The following is a 20347-nucleotide window of genomic DNA, read 5'->3' as shown; positions in this document are numbered from 1 at the left end:
ATGCTCATTAACCCAATTTTTAGTGTTAACTTACGTGGATCCTTTTGCCTGCGACTGGCTTGGACTTTCAACCACAGACCTAAATATCACTTATTCATTTTAATATTTTAAAGTAAAATTGTCAATATATAAGATTATTCCATAACGTAGTTGTCATTTGCTCTTGTAAGCAACGTCATTACAAAAACCTTATTAACACCAGATAACTTTAAAATCTTAGATATTTCATTTGTTGTCACGCCAGTTGTAAATATATCATCTATCAAAAGTACATTTTTATTATTTATTAATTTAATATTTTCATTAACAGCAAATACATTTTTTAATTCCTTTTTTCTCTCTTGTTTACTTAACTTATAAAGCATCCTTGTATTTTTTTCCCTGGATATACAATCTAACATTGGAACATTGATTATTTTACTCAAACTCAAAGCTATTTTTTGTGCTTGGTTAAATCCTCTTTTATTAAGTCTTTTCTTATGAAGTGGAACAAATAATATATAATCAAATTTCACATTTTCTAAATCCAACTTTTCTTTCATTATTTGCGCTATGTATTTAGCCATAAATGTTTTTTGATTGTACTTTAATCCTAATATTATTTTTTTAGTTATCTCGTTGTATTCAATACAGGAGATTGACTTGTCAAAATAAAAACTTTTATCAAAACAATAGCTACATCCTTCAATAAATTCTTTTTCAAGTGAATGATGTATTATTGGCTTTCCACATTTTATACACCCATTTAGTATAAAATTCATTTCATTAAAACAACTTTTACAGACTGAATAGGTATTAGTTTTTTTTATTGATTTATCACAAATTATGCAATTTATATTTTCAGGATAAATAAAATCCAGACATTTATTAATTAGATTTCTAAGACTCTTAATAAAATTATCATTGCATATTTTCATATTTACTCTATCAACAGCCCTTCTTGTTTGAATTTGTTTAACTTATATCCTAAGTTTGAATATCTTTGATTTACTCTGTTATTTTTTATCATATATTCCAAATATTTCACATCTCCAACTAACACAACTAATTTTTTTGCTCTTGTCACTGCTGTATATAATAAATTACGACTTAGTAACATAGGAGGAGCCCAAGTTATTGGTATCACTACGACTGGGAATTCACTTCCTTGACTTTTATGTATGGTTGTACAAAAACTATGGTCAATCTCATCTAATTCATCATATAAGTATGATACAATTTTAGTTTGGTCAAATAGTACATAAATAGTTTTCTTATCCTTATCTATATGATATACATAGCCTATATCTCCATTATATATACCTTCCCCACTTTCCTTTTGGTCTTCTGTCTCCCACTTTTTTGTATAATTATTTTTTACTTGCATTACCTTGTCACCAACTCTAAACAACCTTTTAGAAAAACTTTCTTCTACTTTAAACTTCTCCTTTTTGTTAAGATACTTTTGTAACTCTATATTAAGATTGGTAACTCCTAGCTCTCCTTTTCTCATTGAAGATAACACTTGTATATCTTTTAGTTTATCGACATTATAAAATTTAGGTAATCTTTCATTTACCAAACCTATTATTTCATTTAATATCTCTTCATTTGTTGATTTTCTTATAAAAAAGAAGTCTTTTCCCTTTGTATTTAAATGAAGTGGTTCTCCATTATTTATCTTATGCGCATTCACAATTATCATACTTTGTTGAGCTTGTCTAAATATTTCATTTAATTTGACTACATTTATAATATTTGAATCTATCATGTCCTTAAGTACATTGCCTGCACCTACAGAAGGTAATTGGTCGCTATCCCCAACTAATATTACTCTTGTTCCTAATTTTATTGCTCTAAGTAAATTATACATTAAGATAATATCTACCATTGATACTTCATCGACTATTATTACATCTGAATTTATTGGGTCTTCTTCATCTTTAAAAAATGTTAAATCATCATCTGTTGAAAATCCCATTTCTAATAATCTATGTATAGTCTTTGCTTCTTTATTAGAAGTTTCACTCATTCTCTTAGCTGCTCTTCCCGTTGGAGCAGCTAAAGTTACACTTTTCCCATTATTTTCAAATATATCTATAATTGCATTAATAGTGGTAGTTTTTCCGGTACCTGGCCCACCAGTTATAATTAATACGCCACTATTCACAGATTCTTTAACTGCTAAAACTTGCTTCTCTGCTAACTTAATATTCTTATCATCTTCTAAAATTTTAATTTCATTTTCTATATCTATATTCAAATCTTCAAATTCATACTGCGACAATTTTACTATTTGACTACATACTCCATTTTCAGACAAATAGTAGGGCATAAGATATATGAGATTTTCATTATTTACTTTTTCTATATGTATTTTTTGATTATATACCAACATCATTACACATTCTTTTACTATGTCTCCACTTAACTCCAACAATTTTTCCGAATCTTGTATTAGAATATGTTCTGGCAAATATGTATGCCCATTACTTAGTGATTTATTTAAGGTATATAATATTCCTTGGCATATTCTATCTTTAGAATTCTTATCTATACCAATTTTATTAGCTATACTATCAGCTACTTTAAACCCTATTCCTCTTATGTCTTCAGCAAGCTGATACGGATTTTTATTTATAATTTCTATTGCACTACTTTTATATTTTTTATATATTTTTAGACAGTAGTTGGGTGTTATTCCAAAAGGAGATAGTTCAATTATTATGTTTCTTAATTCTCTATCTTCTTCATAACTCTTTACTATTTGCTTTACCTTTTTACTACCTATCCCCTCTACTTCTTGTAATTTTTCTGGGTAGTTTTGTATTATATCTAGTGTGTCAACACCAAACTTATCAATTATTCTCTTAGCCATTTTTTCGCCAATTCCATGTATCATACCAGAAGATAAGTAAACATAAATTCCTTCCAAAGATGATGGTGTCACTGGCATAAAACTATTCACTTCAAATTGAGTTCCATAAATTTTGTGGTTTACCCATTTACCTTCAACCTCTATACTCTCTCCCATTGCTAAAGTAGGCATACATCCTACAACAACAATTTCATCATTTTCATTTACCAGATGAGCTATTGTATAGCCATTATCTTCATTTTTAAAGACTATTTCACTTATCATTCCTTCTAATTTTTCCATTTTTATCTCCTAAAAATACTAATAATTGTTCCGTTCGTATGTTAGTATACTTAAATATATTAAGTTCTATGATAGGATTCTATCAGAAAATTTTTCTATATTTTTATACTTAACTTAATTTCTAACTATTATACATTTTATCAGAAACAAAAAAAATCTGCACCCTAAAAATATGGTACCTTAAAGTAAAGGTACCATATATAAATAATTATTTTATTTCAACCAGCTTACTTCTAAAACATAGATTAAATTTCACAAATTTATTTTGATATTAATTTACCTCAGATTTATTTTCCTTGTATCCTTCAGTTTTGGTAATTCTTCGATAAAGCATACATAGTAAAATTAAAATTCCCATATAACCTGTATATGGATATAATGTCCCTACAAGCTTATCAAATGGTAATAATCCTCCTATACATGCTAATATGCTTACTACTACTGTTATTATTTTAAATTTAGGATGGTCATCTTCCACAAATCTATTAGTTACTGACCATAATAATGGTACAGCTGTAGTATATATTCCTAATAAAAGTACTACTGAGAATAAAATACCTATAATTGGAGATATCTTGTCAGCTAAATAAAGAGCTGGTATTTCTTTTGTGTATATATTTCCTACATCTGAAAGTAATGCTAGATTCATCATTATAGCAGCTGCCATAAGGGCTACTCCACCTACTATACCTCCCCATACAGCATCTTTCTTATTTTTTGCTGAAGCTCCCATTCCAGTTAAAAATGTTATTACTATTATTACATTATAGCAAGTATAAAGTACACCTGAGAAATATCCATTTGATGTAGCAGTTTTAACGTTTAGACTATCAATTATAGCTCCTGCATTTGATAAAGCGCCAATATTACTAAATAGACTAATTGCTCCTACTAAAAGTGTAAATATTATTATTATAGGACCTATATTACCTAGTATCTTTGAAAGCCTTGTCAAACCTAGAGATACAGTTATTAGGGAAACGATTGCCATACCAATTCTACCTACATATGGATTTAGACCATAATACTCTGATAATGTAGCTCCTGCTCCTGCAATCATTATTACTAATGTACCAAACAAAAACAATGGTCCAAACCACTCAAAAAATGTACCAAGATATTTTCCACAATATACTTGATAAATCTTTATTGGTTCTTTAAGCTTTAATTCTCTCCCTTTTTCTATAACTTCTGCTCCAAACCATGAGAATAATACCATAGATATTATTCCTCCTATAATTCCAGCATACCCATAAAACGTAAAGAATTGTACTATCTCTTGACCAGTTGCAAATCCAGAACCTATTACAGTCGCTACATATGCTCCAGCAAAACTTATAACCATTTTGATGTTTATTTTATCCGACATACACACTACTCCCTCCTAAATAAAATAAATTTTTTAATAAGTAAAATTTAATTTAAGTTTATTAAGACTATATTAGTTGTATTATTGATGCTTTTCAATATTTTTTGAATTATTTAACATTACTTAACGAAATCTTAACCAATTTTTAACATATGCCTTCTACTATGTATTAATTTAATGCAATATTATATAATGAAATATATTAATCTCACTAAATAATGTTTATTTATTATATGATTTAAAATTAGTATTTATTAAATATATTTAATCATAAAATAAAAAACTGCTAAAACGTAATTTTAAAATTACATTCTAGCAGCTCCTTATCTAAGCATTATTCACCTAATGCGTCTTTTCTTAATTGTTCTACTTTATCAGTTCTTTCCCATGGTAAATCTATATCCGTTCTACCAAAGTGACCATAAGCAGCAACCTTTTTGTAAAGAGGCTTTCTTAAATCTAAATCTCTTATTATTGCTCCTGGTCTTAAATCAAAGTGTTTGTTTACTAGTTCAACAAGCTTCTCTTCTGAAACTTTACCTGTCCCAAAAGTATCTATAAATATAGATAATGGTCTAGCTATACCTATAGCATATGCAAGTTCTATCTCACATTTATCTGCAAGTCCAGCCGCAACAATATTTTTAGCAACATATCTAGCAGCATAAGCAGCAGATCTATCAACTTTTGTAGGGTCTTTTCCTGAAAAAGCTCCTCCACCATGTCTAGAATATCCTCCATAAGTGTCTATTATTATTTTTCTTCCTGTAAGACCTGTATCCCCTTGAGGTCCTCCTATAACGAATCTGCCTGTTGGGTTTATATAAATTTTAGTATCTTCATCAAGTAATTCAGCTGGTATAACTGATTTTATAACATGCTCAATTAAATCTTGTCTTATCTTATCATTTGATACTGTTTCACAATGCTGAGCTGATATAAGAACTGTATGTACTCTTACAGCTTTATTTCCTTCATATTCAACAGTAACTTGAGTTTTTCCATCTGGTCTTAAATAATCAACTAAACCTGTCTTTCTAACTTCTGTAAGTCTTCTTGATAATTTATGAGCTAATGATATTGGAAGTGGCATTAATTCTGGAGTTTCATTACATGCAAATCCAAACATTATACCTTGGTCTCCAGCTCCTACTTTTTCTATTTCTTGCTCTATTTCTTCTCCAGTCTTACTTTCTAGACCTTCATCAACTCCCATAGCTATATCTCCAGATTGTTCATCTATAGAAGTTATAACTGCACAAGTGTCACAGTCAAATCCATATTTTGCTCTTGTATATCCAATTTCTTTTACTGTTTCTCTTACTAATTTAGGTATATCTACATAAGCAGATGTACTTATTTCTCCAGCTACTAAAACTAAGCCTGTTGTTACTGTAGTTTCACAAGCTACTCTAGATTGTGGGTCTTTTTCTAACAATGCATCTAATATTGAATCTGATATTTGGTCACATATCTTATCAGGATGTCCTTCTGTAACTGATTCTGACGTAAATAAATGTCTTGCCATTTTTGTTCCTCCTTATTCATTCTTAATTTTTATTATAGATTTTACCTTATCTTCAATTCTTAGAAATTTTACTCAAAATAAAAAACCTCTCCTTATAAGAAGAGGTTAATAATCGTAATCGCATACTAATTAACTGACCTCATCTTTCAAGACTTTTGTCTTGTAGGAATTAGCACCTTTTCCCATTTGGGTGGTTGCTGGGCTTCACAGGGCCTATCCCTCAGCCGCTCTTGATAAGGTAATCAAGATTTAAGTTTTATTTTACTTTATTAGCTTACTATTTTTTTAAAATTTTGTCAAGATTTTTAGTCATATTTTTGCTATTACTTTTTTTGTGAGACAAATAAAATATTATCTCTATCTGAAATTTAAAGTTAGGTCTTTTTAGTGTTTTTTATTCATATATTTTTTTGAAGGGGGTGTTCCTATTGTATTTAGCTAAAGTAAATTACAGCGATGATGATGTTATACAGATGCTAAGTTCAGTTCTCAAAACCATAATTAATGAAAATACGATTGTTGTTTGCATAGGAACAGACAGGGCTATAGGTGATACTTTAGGCCCTTTAGTTGGAACAATACTTAAAAACAGTAAATTTAAATACCCCGTTTACGGTACACTAGATAACCCTATTCACGCCTTAAATATATATGAGTCTTTAGATACTATAAAAAATACACATATGCAAGGTAACTTCTTGGCTATAGATGCTTGCTTGGGGTCACAGAGTAACATAGGCAATATACAGATTAGAGAAGGACCTATCCTGCCCGGAAAAGGTGTGGGAAAAAAACTACCTCAAATAGGAAATTATTCTATAGTAGGAATTGTAGATAAAATTGATGAAAATAACAGACTTTCATTTAATAATATACGTCTTAGCTTTATACTAGATTTAGCTGAAACAATAGCCTTAGCACTATTGGTATCTACTTAAATCTTATATAAGGTAACTGATAAAAATTTTTGTATTAAAAAGGTAGATACTATAGAGTATTTAATTTAATAAATACTCCAAATTATCTACCTTTTTATTTTGATATTTATTCTTCTATTTTATTTAATGCTTTTCATTCTTAAAAATTTTATTTCTCTACTAGAGCAAACATTAACTCACCTTTACAGACAAGTTCTTCACCAACATAAGCTTTAGCATCTGCTTTTGCTATATTTCTTCTAAGCGTTGTCATTTCAACCTCCATAGTCAATGTATCTCCTGGTCTTACTTCTCTCTTGATTCTAACTTTATCAATACCAGCAAATACACCTAATTTCCCTTTATTTTCTTCCAAAGACATCATTGCTACTCCACACACTTGTGCTAGAGCTTCTACTATCAGCACTCCTGGCATCAATGGGTAATTTGGAAAATGACCTTGAAAAAATGGTTCATTAACTGTTACATTTTTTATACCAACAGCTCTTTTTCCAACTTCTAACTCTGTAATCTTGTCCACTAATAAAAATGGATATCTATGTGGTATTAGTTCTTTTATTTCATCTATATTTAACATTTTAAACTCTCCTAATTATTTTCTTTTGAAAGACCCACCTGTTTCAAGTAAATCTATTGAGCCCAAAGCAATCCCTGTTCCTTTCGCAACACAAGATAGTGGTTCATCTGCTATTGTAACAGTTATTCCTGTTCTCTGTTCTATTATCTTATCTAATCCATATAATAATGAGCCTCCGCCAGTCATTATTATACCAACATCACCTATGTCTGCTGCTAATTCAGGTGGTGTTTTTTCTAAAACAGCATGAGTTGCAACAACTATTTGTTCAACACATTCTCTAAGGGCTTCTAACATTTCTGCTGAGTTTATAGTTATAGAACTAGGAAGACCTGTAATTAGATTTCTTCCTGTTATTTTCATATACTTTTCTTCTTCTCTCTTAAATGCAGAACCAATTTCAAACTTAATTTTTTCTGCGGTTCTTTCTCCAATAAGAAGATTATGTTGTTTTTTCATGTACTTAACTATAGCATCATCAAATCGGTCTCCGCCAACTTTTATAGATTCACTTACAACTGCTCCCCCTAGTGATATTACGGCTATATCTACAGTTCCTCCACCAATATCTATAATCATATTACCATTAGGTTGTGATATGTCTACACCAGCTCCTATAGCTGCTGCTATTGGCTCTTCTATGATATACACTTCTCTAGCCCCAGCTTGTCTAGTAGCATCCTCTACTGCTCTCTTTTCTACTTCTGTAACACCTGTTGGCACACATACCATAATTCTAGGCATGAAAAATCTTCCAAATCCCTTTTTATCAACTATCTTATCTATAAAAGATTTTAACATCTTCTCAGTTACATCATAATCTGAAATTACACCATCTCTTAAAGGTCTTATTGCAACTATATTTCCTGGTGTTCTTCCTATCATTTTTTTAGCCTCTTCTCCTACAGCTAAAACAGAATCTGTTCTGTTGTCTATTGCAACAACAGATGGTTCTTCTAAAACGATTCCCTTACCACTAACATAAACAAGTACATTTGCAGTACCTAAATCTATGCCTATATCAGCTCCAGCCATTTTTTCAACTCCTTCATTTATATATTAGATTATATTATAAGCCTATTTATTAATACTCCTATAATAAAGCATATACAAAAATCTCGCTTTAATCAAGAGAAAATAAATGTTTTGAGAGTATTATTCTTTTGCTATTTATAATTATATAATATATTTCTTACAATAATTTAATGTAATAAAAAAAGTAGGTTTTTAACCTACATTTTTTTATGTTCCTTCTCATACTTTAATTTCGTTGCTAATCCCCCTCTAATATGTCTCTCTGATTTATTTTTGTCTAGCACACTTTTAACTTCTTTGGCAAGGGATGGATTTATTTCCTTTAATCTTTCTGTAACATCCTTGTGAATTGTACTCTTACTTACTCCAAATGTCTTGGCTGTTTGTCTTACTGTAGTGTTTTTTTCAAGTATATATTTTGCTACCACTATGGCTCTTTCCTCTATATGAGATCTCAAAGATTACCCCCCTCACATAATAGCTTTAATGATATATATGTAAAAACACCAAAAAATATAACAAGCTTAACCAAATATGATTAAACTTGTTATACTTTTACTTAATTAGACTCATTGGGTCTATAGATTTTTCTCCATTATATGCTTCTAAATGCACATGTATACCCTCTTCACTTTCTATCTGAGAAGTACTTCCTACAGTCCCTAATGATTGTCCTTCTGTTACTTTCTGATTCTTCTTAACACTAACATTTTCATCTAGATTTGAATATACTACTACAGTATTATTGTCGCTTTTTATTTTTACTGATTTTCCATATTCTTCATCATCAAATACATCTACTACCATTCCGTTTAATAGAGATTTTATTTCTTTACCTTTAGTACAACTAACATCTATACCTTTATGAGTTTCCCAAACATCCAATGTTTTAGAATAACTAGGTTCTTTTTCTGAATATTCTCTTATTATCTTATCACCAATGTAATTTAATTTTGTTGTACTTGACTTATTTTCTTCTTTTGCCTTAGCTTTTTCTAAGTTTTGTTTTGAATCTGTCGCAGTAGGGATAGCATCTTTCTTATCTTTTTCAATTAAATGTATTTCCTCTTCACTATCTTTATTAGATTTTTCTATCATGCCTTTATTAGAAGCTAATTTATCTACATTATTATTTGTAAACCAAACTCCACCTACTGCTAATAAACAAACACATACAAATAAAGATAAATAAAAACCATCTTTTTCTAACAGTTTTTTCTTCATTTCGCACCTCCAAATATATTTCTACATTTGGATTATTGACGTGTTTTTGGTATTTTATACAATTATTAGTATATATCTTTTATTTTTGTATCAGTATAGTAATGTGATAATATATCATAGTATTTATAGCCTTCTTCTGCCATACCTTCAGCTCCCCATTGGCTCATACCAACTCCATGACCATATCCTTTTACTACAAAATCTATGTATCCTTCTCCAAATTTTATATCAAAGTTTGCAGAATTTAAGTTAAAAACAGTCCTCACATCTTTTCCTGTGACTTCTTTGTTTCCTAATTTTATTTTTTCTACAGTTCCAGCATCGCTTCTTTCAGTTATTGCAACTTGTTTACTCAAATTATTTACATCTATCACAATGCTACTATAAGACTTTCTAAGGCTCTTAACAAAATCTGTGTTGCTTATTTTAAGTGTTGATGCAAATTTGGGAGAATACTTATCATATGGGCTTTCTACAGATTTTAAATAAGGATATTTTGATGAAAATACCTCTTCACTATTCTCTGTTTTCCCTGATGAGGTAGAGAAATAAAGAGGAAGTATAGCCTTATCATTGTAAGTTATTATCTGCCCCTTAGTGCCTTTAACTGCGTTTTTAATTTTAGAATACTTATTTTTAATCCATTCTTCACCATTCAACTTTTTAAGAGTCGCATAACTCTTGTATTCTTGACAGTGTTTATAATCAGTACATACCACTGCATTTTTATGTTTACTTGATTTCCCATGTTCTTGCTTATATACTACATACGTTCTAGCTGCTACAGCTTGGGCTTTTAAGGCCTCTATATCAAAATCCGAGGACATCTCACCAGCTAGTACTCCACATAAATAGTTTTCCATGTCCATTTTTTCAACTTTACCTGACATGTGATTATAGACATTTATAACTGGTGTTTTTTTGTCTACAGTTTCATAGTTTACTACCTTTTTATCTTCTTTCTTACCTTCATTTTTAATATCATTTTTTTTAATGGTTTTGTTTATGGAAACTACTTTCTCTGGTTTTTCAGTTAGCTCCACATTTTTGTAAGAAACTAAAGTTATCAATGAAGGGACTAACACAGAGCAAGTTACAAATCCTAACAAAACAACCAATGGGTTCTTCATATACTCTCCTCCTTAGCTTTTAAAACCTTGTATTTAAGTATATGAACAACCCTATCAATTTATAACTTACTTATCTAAACCAATTATTAATCTTCTACTATTTTGATTTGACCACCTAATGCTGTTATCTTTTTATCTATATCAACATAACCTCTTTGAATATGGTATATTTCTCCTATTTGAGTTTCTCCTTCTGCTATAAGACCGCATAAAATAAGCGCTGCTCCTGCTCTTAAATCAGTAGCATTTACTGCTGCACCGTGTAATTCATCTACTCCATTAACAACCGCACTTCTTCCATCTATTTTTATATTAGCACCCATTCTATTGAATTCAGCAACATGCATAAATCTATTTTCAAAAACAGTTTCTATAACTACACCAGTTCCATTAGCTACAGTAAGCATAGCCATAAATTGAGCTTGCACATCTGTAGGAAACCCTGGATGTGGTAAAGTCTTTATGTCTATTGGCTTTAATACCTTTGGACCTACTACTCTAACAGAATTGTCCATCTCTGTAATTTCACAACCAGCTTCTCTTAATTTAGCTACAACTGGCTTTAAATGCTCCATTAAAACATTTTCAACTGTTATATCACCTTTTGTCATAGCTGCTGCAACCATATAAGTTGCTGCTTCTATTCTGTCTGGAATTACATTATGTTCTGCTCCTTTTAACTCCTTAACACCTTTTATCTTTATAGTGTTAGTACCTGCACCTTTAACATCTGCTCCCATTTCATTTAAGAAATTAGCTAAGTCAACTATTTCTGGTTCTTCTGCTGCATTTTCTATTATTGTAGTTCCTTCTGCTAAAGAAGCTGCCATCATTATATTTTCAGTAGCTCCAACAGATGGGAAATCTAAATACAATTTATTTCCTACTAATTTTTCTGTTGCTGCTTCAACAAAACCGTGGTCCATTTCTATTTTTGCACCTAAAGCTTTAAATCCTTTTAAATGTAAATCTATAGGTCTCGTTCCTATAGCACATCCTCCTGGCATAGAAATTTTTGTACTATTAAATCTAGCAAGTAATGGTCCCATAACCAAAAAAGAAGCTCTCATCTTTCTTACAAGCTCATATGGAGCTTCACAAGTTCTTATATTACTTGCGTCAACAGTAAGTGTATTTTCTTTATATTCAACTTCTGCTCCTACATGTCTTAATAAATCTGATATAACATGAACATCTCTTAAATTTGGAACTCCATTTAAAGTTGATTTCCCGTTTGCTAATAAAGTTGCTGCTATTATTGGTAAAACTGCGTTTTTTGCGCCATCTATTTTAACACTACCTTTAAGTGGATTACTCTTTTTTACTATTATCTTAGCCATATTTTCTGATCTCCTCATAATTAATAATCTAATTTTATAATTGGTGTGGCAATATATATGAGTGTTTTTCCATCGTCCTCATTATATTTAATTCCTATATTTAAATTGATTTTTTCCCCTAAATATTCTAAATCATCATCATTTAATACTTTACTATATGCTGTTATAGATAAAAAGTTTACGTCTTTCACTTTATCTATTTGCTTAGCACTCATATTATATAATATTTTTTGTAAAATATCATCATATTTGTGGTTTTGTAACCTTTTTGTGTATTCTCCAACAATACAAGCAGATACATCTACTTGAGATGAATATTTATTTAACACGTTTTCTACACTACTATAAATATCCTCTTTATGTTTATATACTTTGTTGTCCAATATGTCAACTATTATGTAGCTTTCTTTATTATTTTTATTTATTCCTTTTATAGAAATTTCTTTATCGCTATCTTTTATAGTAGCATATAATTGTATTTCATCGCCATACCCTTTTTGGTTCCAATTTATTCCTTTTTCATCTAACTTTAGATTGTTAATTATTTCTAGAAAAATATTATGTAATTCTTTATTTGATAAATTGTAATTTATAACAGAATTAATTTTCATATTATAATATTTAAAATCGGCTTCTGAAGTTTCAAGAGCACTAATTAATTTATTATATCTAGTATTTATATTTGCATCTGCATAAGATATTGTCATGCCTATAGCCATTAACATAAAAAAACTTACAACTAATTTTATTATCTTCATAATAAAAATCCCCCTTAAATTTGTTTTTCTCTATAACAGAATTATTAACAAATTTAAGAGAGATATACTTTATCAATATGTATTTTTATGCATTTTGTAATTTTATATTAAATAAATGTTTTTCAAACTCTTCGATTCCAATTCTCTCTAATACTTTACTTATTCTTTCTCCTGGACTTGCTAATTGTTTATATGTATAAAATACATCTTGCACTAATTCTTCTATATTATCCTCTGTATACAAATTACTAAGTCTATCTCCAAATCTATAGCCTCTTCCCATTCTACCACCAAGATAAACAGCTAGTCCTTTTTTATCAACTTCCATAGCTCCAAATGGACATACTTGAGCACACTTTCCACAATTTACACATTCTTCTTTATTCCACACTAATTTCTTATCTTCCATATAAACTGATTTTTGTCTACAAGATGATGTACACAATCCACAATTTTTACATTTATCTTCATTAAATTTTACGTATACTTGACCTACTATACCCACATCATTAGTATTTGCTTTTGCACAGTTATTTGGACATCCAACTAGTGTAATTTTAGTTTTAGATGGTAAATCATATCCAAAATATGAATCATGTAACTTTCCACATAATTCTTGTGTATCATATATTCCATGTTGACATACAGTACCTTTGCATGCGACTAATGGTCTTACTTTTTTACCCGTACCACCATGCTTTAGCCCTACAGCTTTTAAATCTTCCTTCATTAAATCTATATCTTCATACTTTATCCATGGTATTTCAACAGCTAATCTAGTAGTAACACCTAAATAACCTCTACCATATTTTTCAGATAACTTTGATAAGTTGATAAGCTGTTCTGCTGTAAAGTTTCCCGCTCTACTCAATATTCTTATTGAGAAATACCCTTCTTGGCTTTGGGCTAATATACCTTCAGCTTTTAACCTTGCTTTTTCATCTTTACTAATCATATTTCACACCTCATAATATATAATTTTATAATTCTATATTGCTAATAATATGTTTAAATAAGTGCACATCCATATAAGCATATTCTAACTATGTTTATATTTTAAAACATAACAAAGGTATATTCAACTTAATAAACTGAATATACCTTCATTTTAAACAATTATATTATATTTTTTACAAAATTCTATTTTGAATCTCCTGTTTCAATTGGATTTGAATCATCAAGACTCCATCCCATCCATCCATCACTATAGAGAGAAGTATTTTCAAGTCCCATAACATTTGCATATGTTAATACCTCTGCAGCACGCCATCCACTTCCACACATAAATGCAAGTTGTTTATTAGTATCTATATTTTCTTTATCCCACATTGCCAATATTTCATATTGATTTCTCATTGTGTTATCTATATTACGATACTCTTCTAGTGATACACTGTCACTACCTGCATGACCATATAAGGCTCCTGGTATACGACCTTTTTTATCATAATAGCTATATCCAGATATTTTACCTATATGTTCATCCCAAGAACGATTGTCCACTAATGTAAATTTATTTTTATCTCTTAGTTTTTGCTTTAATTCTGGTATACTAACAATTAGTTGTGGATTAGCTGGTATATTTTCCCCAAAAGTAGTACATGAACTTTTTGGATTACTAGTTAACTCCAGCTCATATCCTTCTGATAACCATGAGTTTATTCCACCATTCAAAACTCTTACATCTCTTACTCCTATATATCGTAATATAATAGCAATTCTATAAGAAGCCATAGATGCGCTACTTGAAACTATCACAGTATCATCTTTTGTAAATCCATAGTCTAAAGCAAATTTGGCCAAATTATCATTGTTAGTAAGCATCCATGTTGGAGGAGGTTCTATAATATCAGTATTTATATGAACACTTGTAGGTATATGCCCTTTTGCATAAGATTCTTTTTCTTCTCCCCAACTTGCTTCAATCATTTTTATATTCTTAGAATATTCAAATGTCTCTGGAATTTTTCCATCCAAGATATCTTTTATTATGGAAGCAGGTACTATCATTTGATAATTTTTATATCTTTCCATTGGAAGATTTTCATTATTTGCCCATTGTTTAATATCATATTTATATAGATTTTTATATCCTTTTTTAGATAAGTAAGTAGCTACAAGTAAAGCATCTTTTCCATTAGCATCATATAGTACTATATTTTTATCTAAATCAATACCTTTTGTTTTTAGTGCTTGTTCTAATACTTTGTCTTTTTTATCTGAGTCTACATATAACCAATTCGCAGAAAAATCTACTGCTCCTCTTATATGTCCACCTCTTTTTACTCCATCTAATTTCCAGCCATTATATGCATCATTTAAACGAGTATCAACTATAACCCAAGATTCATCTTGTACTTTCTCTTTCAAATCTTCTGTAGAAATTGATTTAACATTAGCACAAAAACCTTCTTCTATTTCTTCTCTTAATTTCTTCGACATAATTTGTACTCCGATTTCTAATCAATCTTTTATTATTTTAAATCTATTTAACTAAATCAAAATCATATTCATCCACACCATCAACTGAATTATATACTTTTGTAAATCCATTCTCTGAAAGTATTTTAGCTGCTTGCCCACTTCTATTTCCAGTTCTACAGTATAAAATTATATCCTTATTTTTATCAAGTTCTCCCATTTTCTTTTCTGTGTCTTCTAGTGCTATATTGATAGCTTCTTTTAAATGTCCAGTTTCAAATTCTTTTGACTTTCTAGCATCTATTACTATAGAATCTTTATTTTCGCTTATTAACTTTAACATTTCAGGCGCAGTTATATCATTATATGTAACTAATTCATAATCAAAATCTTTCACACCTTCTACATTATAAACATCTTTAAATCCATTTTTTACTAATATTTCAGCAGCTTTTGCACTTTTTTTACCTGAGTTACAATACGCTAATATAGTTTTATCCTTATATCCTTCTAAAGCACTTAATTTATCTTCTAAATCATCTACTGATATATTTATACCATTTATAATATGACCTTTAGCATAGTCCTCTGCACCTCTTACATCTAATATCAATAATTCTTTATTTTTCTTCATCATTTTTACAGCCTCTTCACCTGTGGCTTCTTTATAACTAGCCTTATCTTGACTTTGAGAAGATTCTTTTGGTTTTTCTGATTCTTTAGAATCACAACCAACTACACTCCCTAATGTTAATACTAAAGTTAAACCAATAGCTAAAACTTTAAATCTTTTACTAAATTTCATAAAATTACCCTCCAAATATTAAAAATATTCCCTTTTTTGATATAAAATCTTATTTTATTATAGTATTCGAATTCATTATAACAAAATTAAAATATATTTGATACTTATTTACTTGTTTACAGCCATAGTTTTTTTCTATAGTTCAACAGGAAAGAATAGAATTTTTCTTTGTTCCATAAACACATCTACCTTTTCATTTATTTCATATAAATTATTGTTGCTACTAGCTTTTAATACCGTTCCATCAATATCTACATCATAGTAAACTTTATCTCCTGCATATCTTTTTTTTAATATAGACCCTTGTCTTCCTACATCATTATCAATCGTTTTTAGGATTATACTTTCTTTTGGTATCATTAACTCTACATTATCTATATTTATATTTTTATATTTATCTAATTTAATAGAAATTATATCATTTACAAATTCTCCATTTCTTATATTTCCGATTAAATAATTTTTTTCTCCAAATATATTTGCAACTTCTTTACTTTTGGGATTTTCATAAAGATTATCAGGTGTGTCGAATTGTTTAACCTCACCATTTAACATAACTGCTATTCTATCACTCATCATTAACGCTTCTTCTTTGTCATGTGTTACTAATATCGTTGTTATCTTTAGATGTTTTTGTAATCCTAATACAAATTCCCTCATTTCATTGCGTAAATTAATATCTAAATTTGAAAATGGCTCATCTAATAACAGTACCTTTGGATTTATTGCTAAAGACCTTGCTATTGCAACACGTTGTTGTTGTCCTCCTGAGAGTTCGTTTGGATATTTATTTTCATATCCTTTTAACTTAACTAAATTTATAAGCTCGTTTACTTTACTTTTTCTTATATTCTTATTTATTTTTTTCATTTTAAGACCAAATTCTATATTTTCATATAAAGTCATATGTGGAAATAATAAATAATCTTGAAAAACTATTACAGTATCTCTTTTTCCTATAGGTATATCTAATACTGATTCATTATTTAAAAGTATATCTCCGCAATCAGGATGTAAAATACCAGCAATTAATTTTAGAGTAGTACTTTTTCCACAACCTGATGGACCTAAAAGAGAAACTATTTCTCCTTCTTTTATATCTAAATTCATATTGTTTAAAACTTTGATTTTGTTAAAACTCTTACATAAATTTATAAGTTTAACTGATGACAATTATTACACCTCCAATCGTACTAAAATAGCCTTGTATTTTGAATATGCTTATAGTTCTTTTTTACATTGTATTCTATTATTATCAAGATAAATAAACTTATTATTAAAAAGAGCATACTATACAAAGATGCGATTGTCCTGTCTCCACTTTGTATATATGGAAACATAATCATTGGATAAGTTATGACACTACCTCCGCCTATAAGAAGAGTCAAAAAATATTGACTAAAGGATATTATGAAAGACATACTTGATGCACCCAATATCCCTGGCAAAATCAAAGGGAAAGTTACATATCTAAATGTATTAAATCTACTTGCTCCAAGTACTTTCGCTTGTATTTCTAAATTATCACCTATTAATTTATAAACATCTGTTATTATTCGAACTGAATATGGTATACATGGAAGTATATTTATAATAATTACTCCCAAAATATTATTGGCCAGACCTATTCTAATAAATGCTATATGTATGCCCATAGCAACAGATATTAGTGGAATTATAATTGGAGACAATATCAGTAACTCACAAAACCTTTTTCCTTTAAAATCGTATAGTGCTAACGCTTTAGATGCTGGTATACTTAATAAAATAGTAACTAAGACTACAGTTATTGATATTATAATACTTCTCAAAATGATATTCAGATTATTTATATCCAAAATATATCTAAATCCTCTTAATGAAAATTCCTTAGGTAAAAGATTTGGAAATGCCCATGTATTTACAACTCCCCATATTGACAATAATATTATAGGAGCTATAATAACTACAAACATGATATTAAGAATTATATTAAATTTTTTACTCATAGATACTCCTATACATTATATTTTGATATTTTATTAAAAAATCTATCATAAATTATTAATAGTATAAAACTTATTCCAGATAATACAACATTGATACACATTGAGATTGGTCTTTGCATTAAATCTGAGCTAGAATAACTCAGATATGCTTGAACTGGTAATGCTTTTGGAGTTGATGCACCTATTAAAAAAGGTACTTCAAAAGAACCAAATGAAAAGGCAAAAATTATTATAAATGAAGAAATTATTGTAGGCATAGCAAGCGGCAACACTATATATCTAAACGTTTGAAGTTTACTTGCACCTAAATTTATAGACACTTGTTGTAGATTATCATTTATATTTTTCAATATATTATAAACCATCAGTGTTATATATGGTATTCCTTTCCACAAATAAACTAAAATTATCCCTATTCCATTTTTATCAGAAACCATTGGTATAAATTCAGATGAATCCTTTATTATATTGAAAAAATAAAATACTCTTGAAACTATACCTGTTTGAGAAAATATTATAAATACCAATAATACAGCTATTATATGTGGAACTACTAGTGGAACATTTAGAATCATATATCTAACTTTAGAAAATTTATTTTGAGACATTATATATGCTAAAAGTATACCTATAATAATAGCCAAAATTGATGACACTAAAGAAATCTTCAAACTAAAGATAAGAGATTCTAAAAAATTAGAATCTCTAAAAATTTCTCTATAATAACTTAATGTAATTTGCTCAAGACCAATCTGAGGAAAAAATCCTAGACTTTGTGAAATGCAATTTATAATTCCTACACCCATTATAAGTATCAAGATGATAGATACAGGTGCTATTAATAAATATGGAATTATTTTATCATTAATTATTTTGCTTTTCACTTTCTAGTACCTCTTGAGTCCATATTTTTTCTATTATTGGAACTATTCCTGCTTTTAATTCTGGAACTGAATTTTTTAATACTATAGTTTCACTAAATTTCTTAACATCTTCACCTGGAATCTTCTTCATATCTAAAACAGATGTATCTCCCCAATTTTTAGTTTCTGTCTTAGAGGATTGTGCATCTATACTCATCAAAAAATCTATTAACGCTATTGCACCTTCTTTATTTTGAGAATTATCTGGTATAGCAACAAAATGTGTGTTACTTATATTTCCTTTTTCAAATTCTATTGCTTTTGTAGATTTGCTAAACTCTCCACTTTCTATCCTTCCTAATAATACATTGGGAGCATAAGTCATTGTAAAATAGGTTTCATTATCTGAATACATATTATCTAACTGAGAAGATGTCGCAGGATAAGTTTTACCTTTATTCCATAAGTATGGTTTTATTTCTTTAAGATACTCCATAGCGGGTTGTATGACTTGTTTTACTTTAGCTTCATCTTCTGGTAAATTTTTTACTTTATCATATCCTACTACATCATATATTATATTTCTAACAAATGCACTTCCTGTAAAATCTGGTGGGGCTGGATAGGTAAATTTTCCAGGATTAGATACAATTACTTTTTTTAGTGTTTTTGCATCAGTTATTTTTGTATTAATCTTAGATGTGTCTGTTACAACTGCAAATTGAGATTTACCCCAAGGAGCTTCCATCCCCTCTACCTTAACTCCAAAATCTGTAGTAATATCTTCAGAAGATGAATCAACATACTTTTCATAATTAGAAAGTTTCTCTACAAAAGGTCCAAATAGCAATTTATTCTCTTTTGCTGTTTTGAAGTTTTCTCCATTTATCCAAACCACATCTATAGTACCCTTAGCATTTCCAGCTTGTTTTTCTGACAATAGTTTATTAAGAATGTTTTCTATATCCATTCCTACTCTTTTTACAGTTATGTCATAGTCTTCTTTCATCTTTGGAATTACATAACTATCAAACCATTTATTCATTACTTCATTTCCACCATATCCATAAAAGTTAACTGTTGTACCTTTTGCAGATTTTAAAATCTCTTCATTGCTACTTTTTAATATATCTTTTTGAGGCTCTTCTTTTTTATCGTTATTTGAACACCCTACCAATCCAAATACGAGCCCTAAACATAATAATATTGTTAATATCCTTTTTTTCATTTTT

Annotated in this window: 19 protein-coding genes and 1 riboswitch; of the genes, 1 reads left to right on the top strand and 18 read right to left on the bottom strand. The window is 29.1% G+C overall.

The features are described 5' to 3' along the window. Positions 1-134 precede the first annotated feature (134 nt). The 4 genes from IC213_RS11455 to metK all read right to left on the bottom strand — a co-directional run bounded on the left by IC213_RS11455 (position 135) and on the right by metK (position 6036). Positions 135-917: a ComF family protein gene (locus IC213_RS11455; protein WP_227851676.1), complete on the bottom strand. Its 783-nt coding sequence runs from the start codon at positions 915-917 to the stop codon at positions 135-137. 2 nt (positions 918-919) lie between these two features. Further along, the gene (locus IC213_RS11450) at positions 920-3139 is read right to left on the bottom strand and encodes an ATP-dependent RecD-like DNA helicase (protein ID WP_227434549.1); all 2220 of its coding nucleotides are present in this window, start codon (positions 3137-3139) and stop codon (positions 920-922) included. Between the two features lie 271 nt (positions 3140-3410). Further along, positions 3411-4508, bottom strand: a complete 1098-nt coding sequence (locus IC213_RS11445) for a hypothetical protein (protein ID WP_227434548.1) — start codon at positions 4506-4508, stop codon at positions 3411-3413. 334 nt (positions 4509-4842) lie between these two features. Further along, the gene (gene metK, locus IC213_RS11440; RefSeq protein WP_227434547.1) at positions 4843-6036 is read right to left on the bottom strand and encodes a methionine adenosyltransferase; all 1194 of its coding nucleotides are present in this window, start codon (positions 6034-6036) and stop codon (positions 4843-4845) included. 136 nt (positions 6037-6172) lie between these two features. Further along, positions 6173-6276, bottom strand: a riboswitch (SAM riboswitch). A 188-nt stretch (positions 6277-6464) separates the two neighbouring features. On the opposite strand from metK, the gene yyaC reads away from it, so the two are divergent. Further along, positions 6465-6974, top strand: coding sequence for a spore protease YyaC (gene yyaC / locus IC213_RS11435; protein WP_021382545.1), 510 nt, complete (start codon positions 6465-6467; stop codon positions 6972-6974). A gap of 148 nt (positions 6975-7122) precedes the next feature. On the opposite strand, the gene fabZ is transcribed toward yyaC, so the two are convergent. The 14 genes from fabZ to IC213_RS11365 form a co-directional block, all read right to left on the bottom strand. Beyond that, positions 7123-7551 carry a 3-hydroxyacyl-ACP dehydratase FabZ gene (gene fabZ, locus IC213_RS11430; protein ID WP_227483562.1) on the bottom strand — a complete coding sequence of 143 codons (429 nt, stop codon included), beginning with the start codon at positions 7549-7551 and terminating at the stop codon, positions 7123-7125. Between the two features lie 15 nt (positions 7552-7566). After that, positions 7567-8586, bottom strand: a complete 1020-nt coding sequence (locus IC213_RS11425) for a rod shape-determining protein (RefSeq protein WP_227434545.1) — start codon at positions 8584-8586, stop codon at positions 7567-7569. 197 nt (positions 8587-8783) lie between these two features. After that, a complete protein-coding gene (gene spoIIID, locus IC213_RS11420; RefSeq protein ID WP_044212029.1) occupies positions 8784-9044 on the bottom strand; it encodes a sporulation transcriptional regulator SpoIIID in 261 nt (86 codons plus the stop codon). A gap of 97 nt (positions 9045-9141) precedes the next feature. Further along, a complete protein-coding gene (locus tag IC213_RS11415) occupies positions 9142-9810 on the bottom strand; it encodes a M23 family metallopeptidase (protein WP_227434544.1) in 669 nt (222 codons plus the stop codon). Positions 9811-9875: 65 nt separating this feature from the next. Further along, positions 9876-10940: a stage II sporulation protein D gene (gene spoIID / locus IC213_RS11410; RefSeq protein ID WP_227434543.1), complete on the bottom strand. Its 1065-nt coding sequence runs from the start codon at positions 10938-10940 to the stop codon at positions 9876-9878. 86 nt (positions 10941-11026) lie between these two features. Next, positions 11027-12280, bottom strand: coding sequence for a UDP-N-acetylglucosamine 1-carboxyvinyltransferase (gene murA / locus IC213_RS11405; protein ID WP_227434542.1), 1254 nt, complete (start codon positions 12278-12280; stop codon positions 11027-11029). 20 nt (positions 12281-12300) lie between these two features. Next, positions 12301-13038: a YwmB family TATA-box binding protein gene (locus tag IC213_RS11400; RefSeq protein ID WP_227434541.1), complete on the bottom strand. Its 738-nt coding sequence runs from the start codon at positions 13036-13038 to the stop codon at positions 12301-12303. An 85-nt stretch (positions 13039-13123) separates the two neighbouring features. After that, the gene (locus tag IC213_RS11395; protein WP_227863090.1) at positions 13124-13993 is read right to left on the bottom strand and encodes a 4Fe-4S binding protein; all 870 of its coding nucleotides are present in this window, start codon (positions 13991-13993) and stop codon (positions 13124-13126) included. Between the two features lie 185 nt (positions 13994-14178). After that, entirely contained in the window at positions 14179-15480 is a 1302-nt protein-coding gene (locus IC213_RS11390; protein ID WP_227863089.1) for a rhodanese-like domain-containing protein, read from the bottom strand. Between the two features lie 43 nt (positions 15481-15523). Continuing rightward, on the bottom strand, positions 15524-16264 hold the full coding sequence (locus IC213_RS11385; protein WP_227863088.1) for a rhodanese-like domain-containing protein: 741 nt from the start codon (positions 16262-16264) through the stop codon (positions 15524-15526). A gap of 135 nt (positions 16265-16399) precedes the next feature. Further along, positions 16400-17437, bottom strand: a complete 1038-nt coding sequence (locus tag IC213_RS11380; protein ID WP_227434537.1) for an ABC transporter ATP-binding protein — start codon at positions 17435-17437, stop codon at positions 16400-16402. A gap of 20 nt (positions 17438-17457) precedes the next feature. Then, complete coding sequence (locus IC213_RS11375; protein ID WP_227836204.1) at positions 17458-18252, bottom strand: ABC transporter permease subunit; 795 nt, start codon at positions 18250-18252, stop codon at positions 17458-17460. Positions 18253-18260: 8 nt separating this feature from the next. After that, on the bottom strand, positions 18261-19136 hold the full coding sequence (locus IC213_RS11370) for an ABC transporter permease subunit (protein WP_227863087.1): 876 nt from the start codon (positions 19134-19136) through the stop codon (positions 18261-18263). After that, the gene (locus IC213_RS11365; RefSeq protein ID WP_227863086.1) at positions 19117-20343 is read right to left on the bottom strand and encodes an ABC transporter substrate-binding protein; all 1227 of its coding nucleotides are present in this window, start codon (positions 20341-20343) and stop codon (positions 19117-19119) included. Before IC213_RS11365 ends, IC213_RS11370 begins: the two co-directional genes overlap by 20 nt. Between the last annotated feature and the right edge of the window lie 4 nt (positions 20344-20347).

The sequence above is a fragment of the Clostridioides sp. ES-S-0049-02 genome, assembly GCF_020658465.1.
Taxonomy (GTDB): domain Bacteria; phylum Bacillota; class Clostridia; order Peptostreptococcales; family Peptostreptococcaceae; genus Clostridioides.
The sequence above is the reverse complement of the archived record's forward strand: the minus strand, read 5'-3'. Positions and strand labels throughout refer to the sequence as shown.

Excerpts from the sequence above, each read along its gene's own strand:
- IC213_RS11450 (WP_227434549.1), bottom strand. The coding sequence starts at position 3,139 with ATGGAAAAATTAGAAGGAATGATAAGTGAAATAGTCTTTAAAAATGAA.
- IC213_RS11385 (WP_227863088.1), bottom strand. The coding sequence starts at position 16,264 with ATGAAATTTAGTAAAAGATTTAAAGTTTTAGCTATTGGTTTAACTTTA.
- IC213_RS11365 (WP_227863086.1), bottom strand. The coding sequence starts at position 20,343 with ATGAAAAAAAGGATATTAACAATATTATTATGTTTAGGGCTCGTATTT.
- IC213_RS11445 (WP_227434548.1), bottom strand. The coding sequence starts at position 4,508 with ATGTCGGATAAAATAAACATCAAAATGGTTATAAGTTTTGCTGGAGCA.
- IC213_RS11375 (WP_227836204.1), bottom strand. The coding sequence starts at position 18,252 with ATGAGTAAAAAATTTAATATAATTCTTAATATCATGTTTGTAGTTATT.
- IC213_RS11455 (WP_227851676.1), bottom strand. The coding sequence starts at position 917 with ATGAAAATATGCAATGATAATTTTATTAAGAGTCTTAGAAATCTAATT.
- murA (WP_227434542.1), bottom strand. The coding sequence starts at position 12,280 with ATGGCTAAGATAATAGTAAAAAAGAGTAATCCACTTAAAGGTAGTGTT.
- metK (WP_227434547.1), bottom strand. The coding sequence starts at position 6,036 with ATGGCAAGACATTTATTTACGTCAGAATCAGTTACAGAAGGACATCCT.
- IC213_RS11390 (WP_227863089.1), bottom strand. The coding sequence starts at position 15,480 with ATGTCGAAGAAATTAAGAGAAGAAATAGAAGAAGGTTTTTGTGCTAAT.
- IC213_RS11400 (WP_227434541.1), bottom strand. The coding sequence starts at position 13,038 with ATGAAGATAATAAAATTAGTTGTAAGTTTTTTTATGTTAATGGCTATA.
- spoIID (WP_227434543.1), bottom strand. The coding sequence starts at position 10,940 with ATGAAGAACCCATTGGTTGTTTTGTTAGGATTTGTAACTTGCTCTGTG.
- IC213_RS11415 (WP_227434544.1), bottom strand. The coding sequence starts at position 9,810 with ATGAAGAAAAAACTGTTAGAAAAAGATGGTTTTTATTTATCTTTATTT.
- IC213_RS11395 (WP_227863090.1), bottom strand. The coding sequence starts at position 13,993 with ATGATTAGTAAAGATGAAAAAGCAAGGTTAAAAGCTGAAGGTATATTA.
- fabZ (WP_227483562.1), bottom strand. The coding sequence starts at position 7,551 with ATGTTAAATATAGATGAAATAAAAGAACTAATACCACATAGATATCCA.
- IC213_RS11425 (WP_227434545.1), bottom strand. The coding sequence starts at position 8,586 with ATGGCTGGAGCTGATATAGGCATAGATTTAGGTACTGCAAATGTACTT.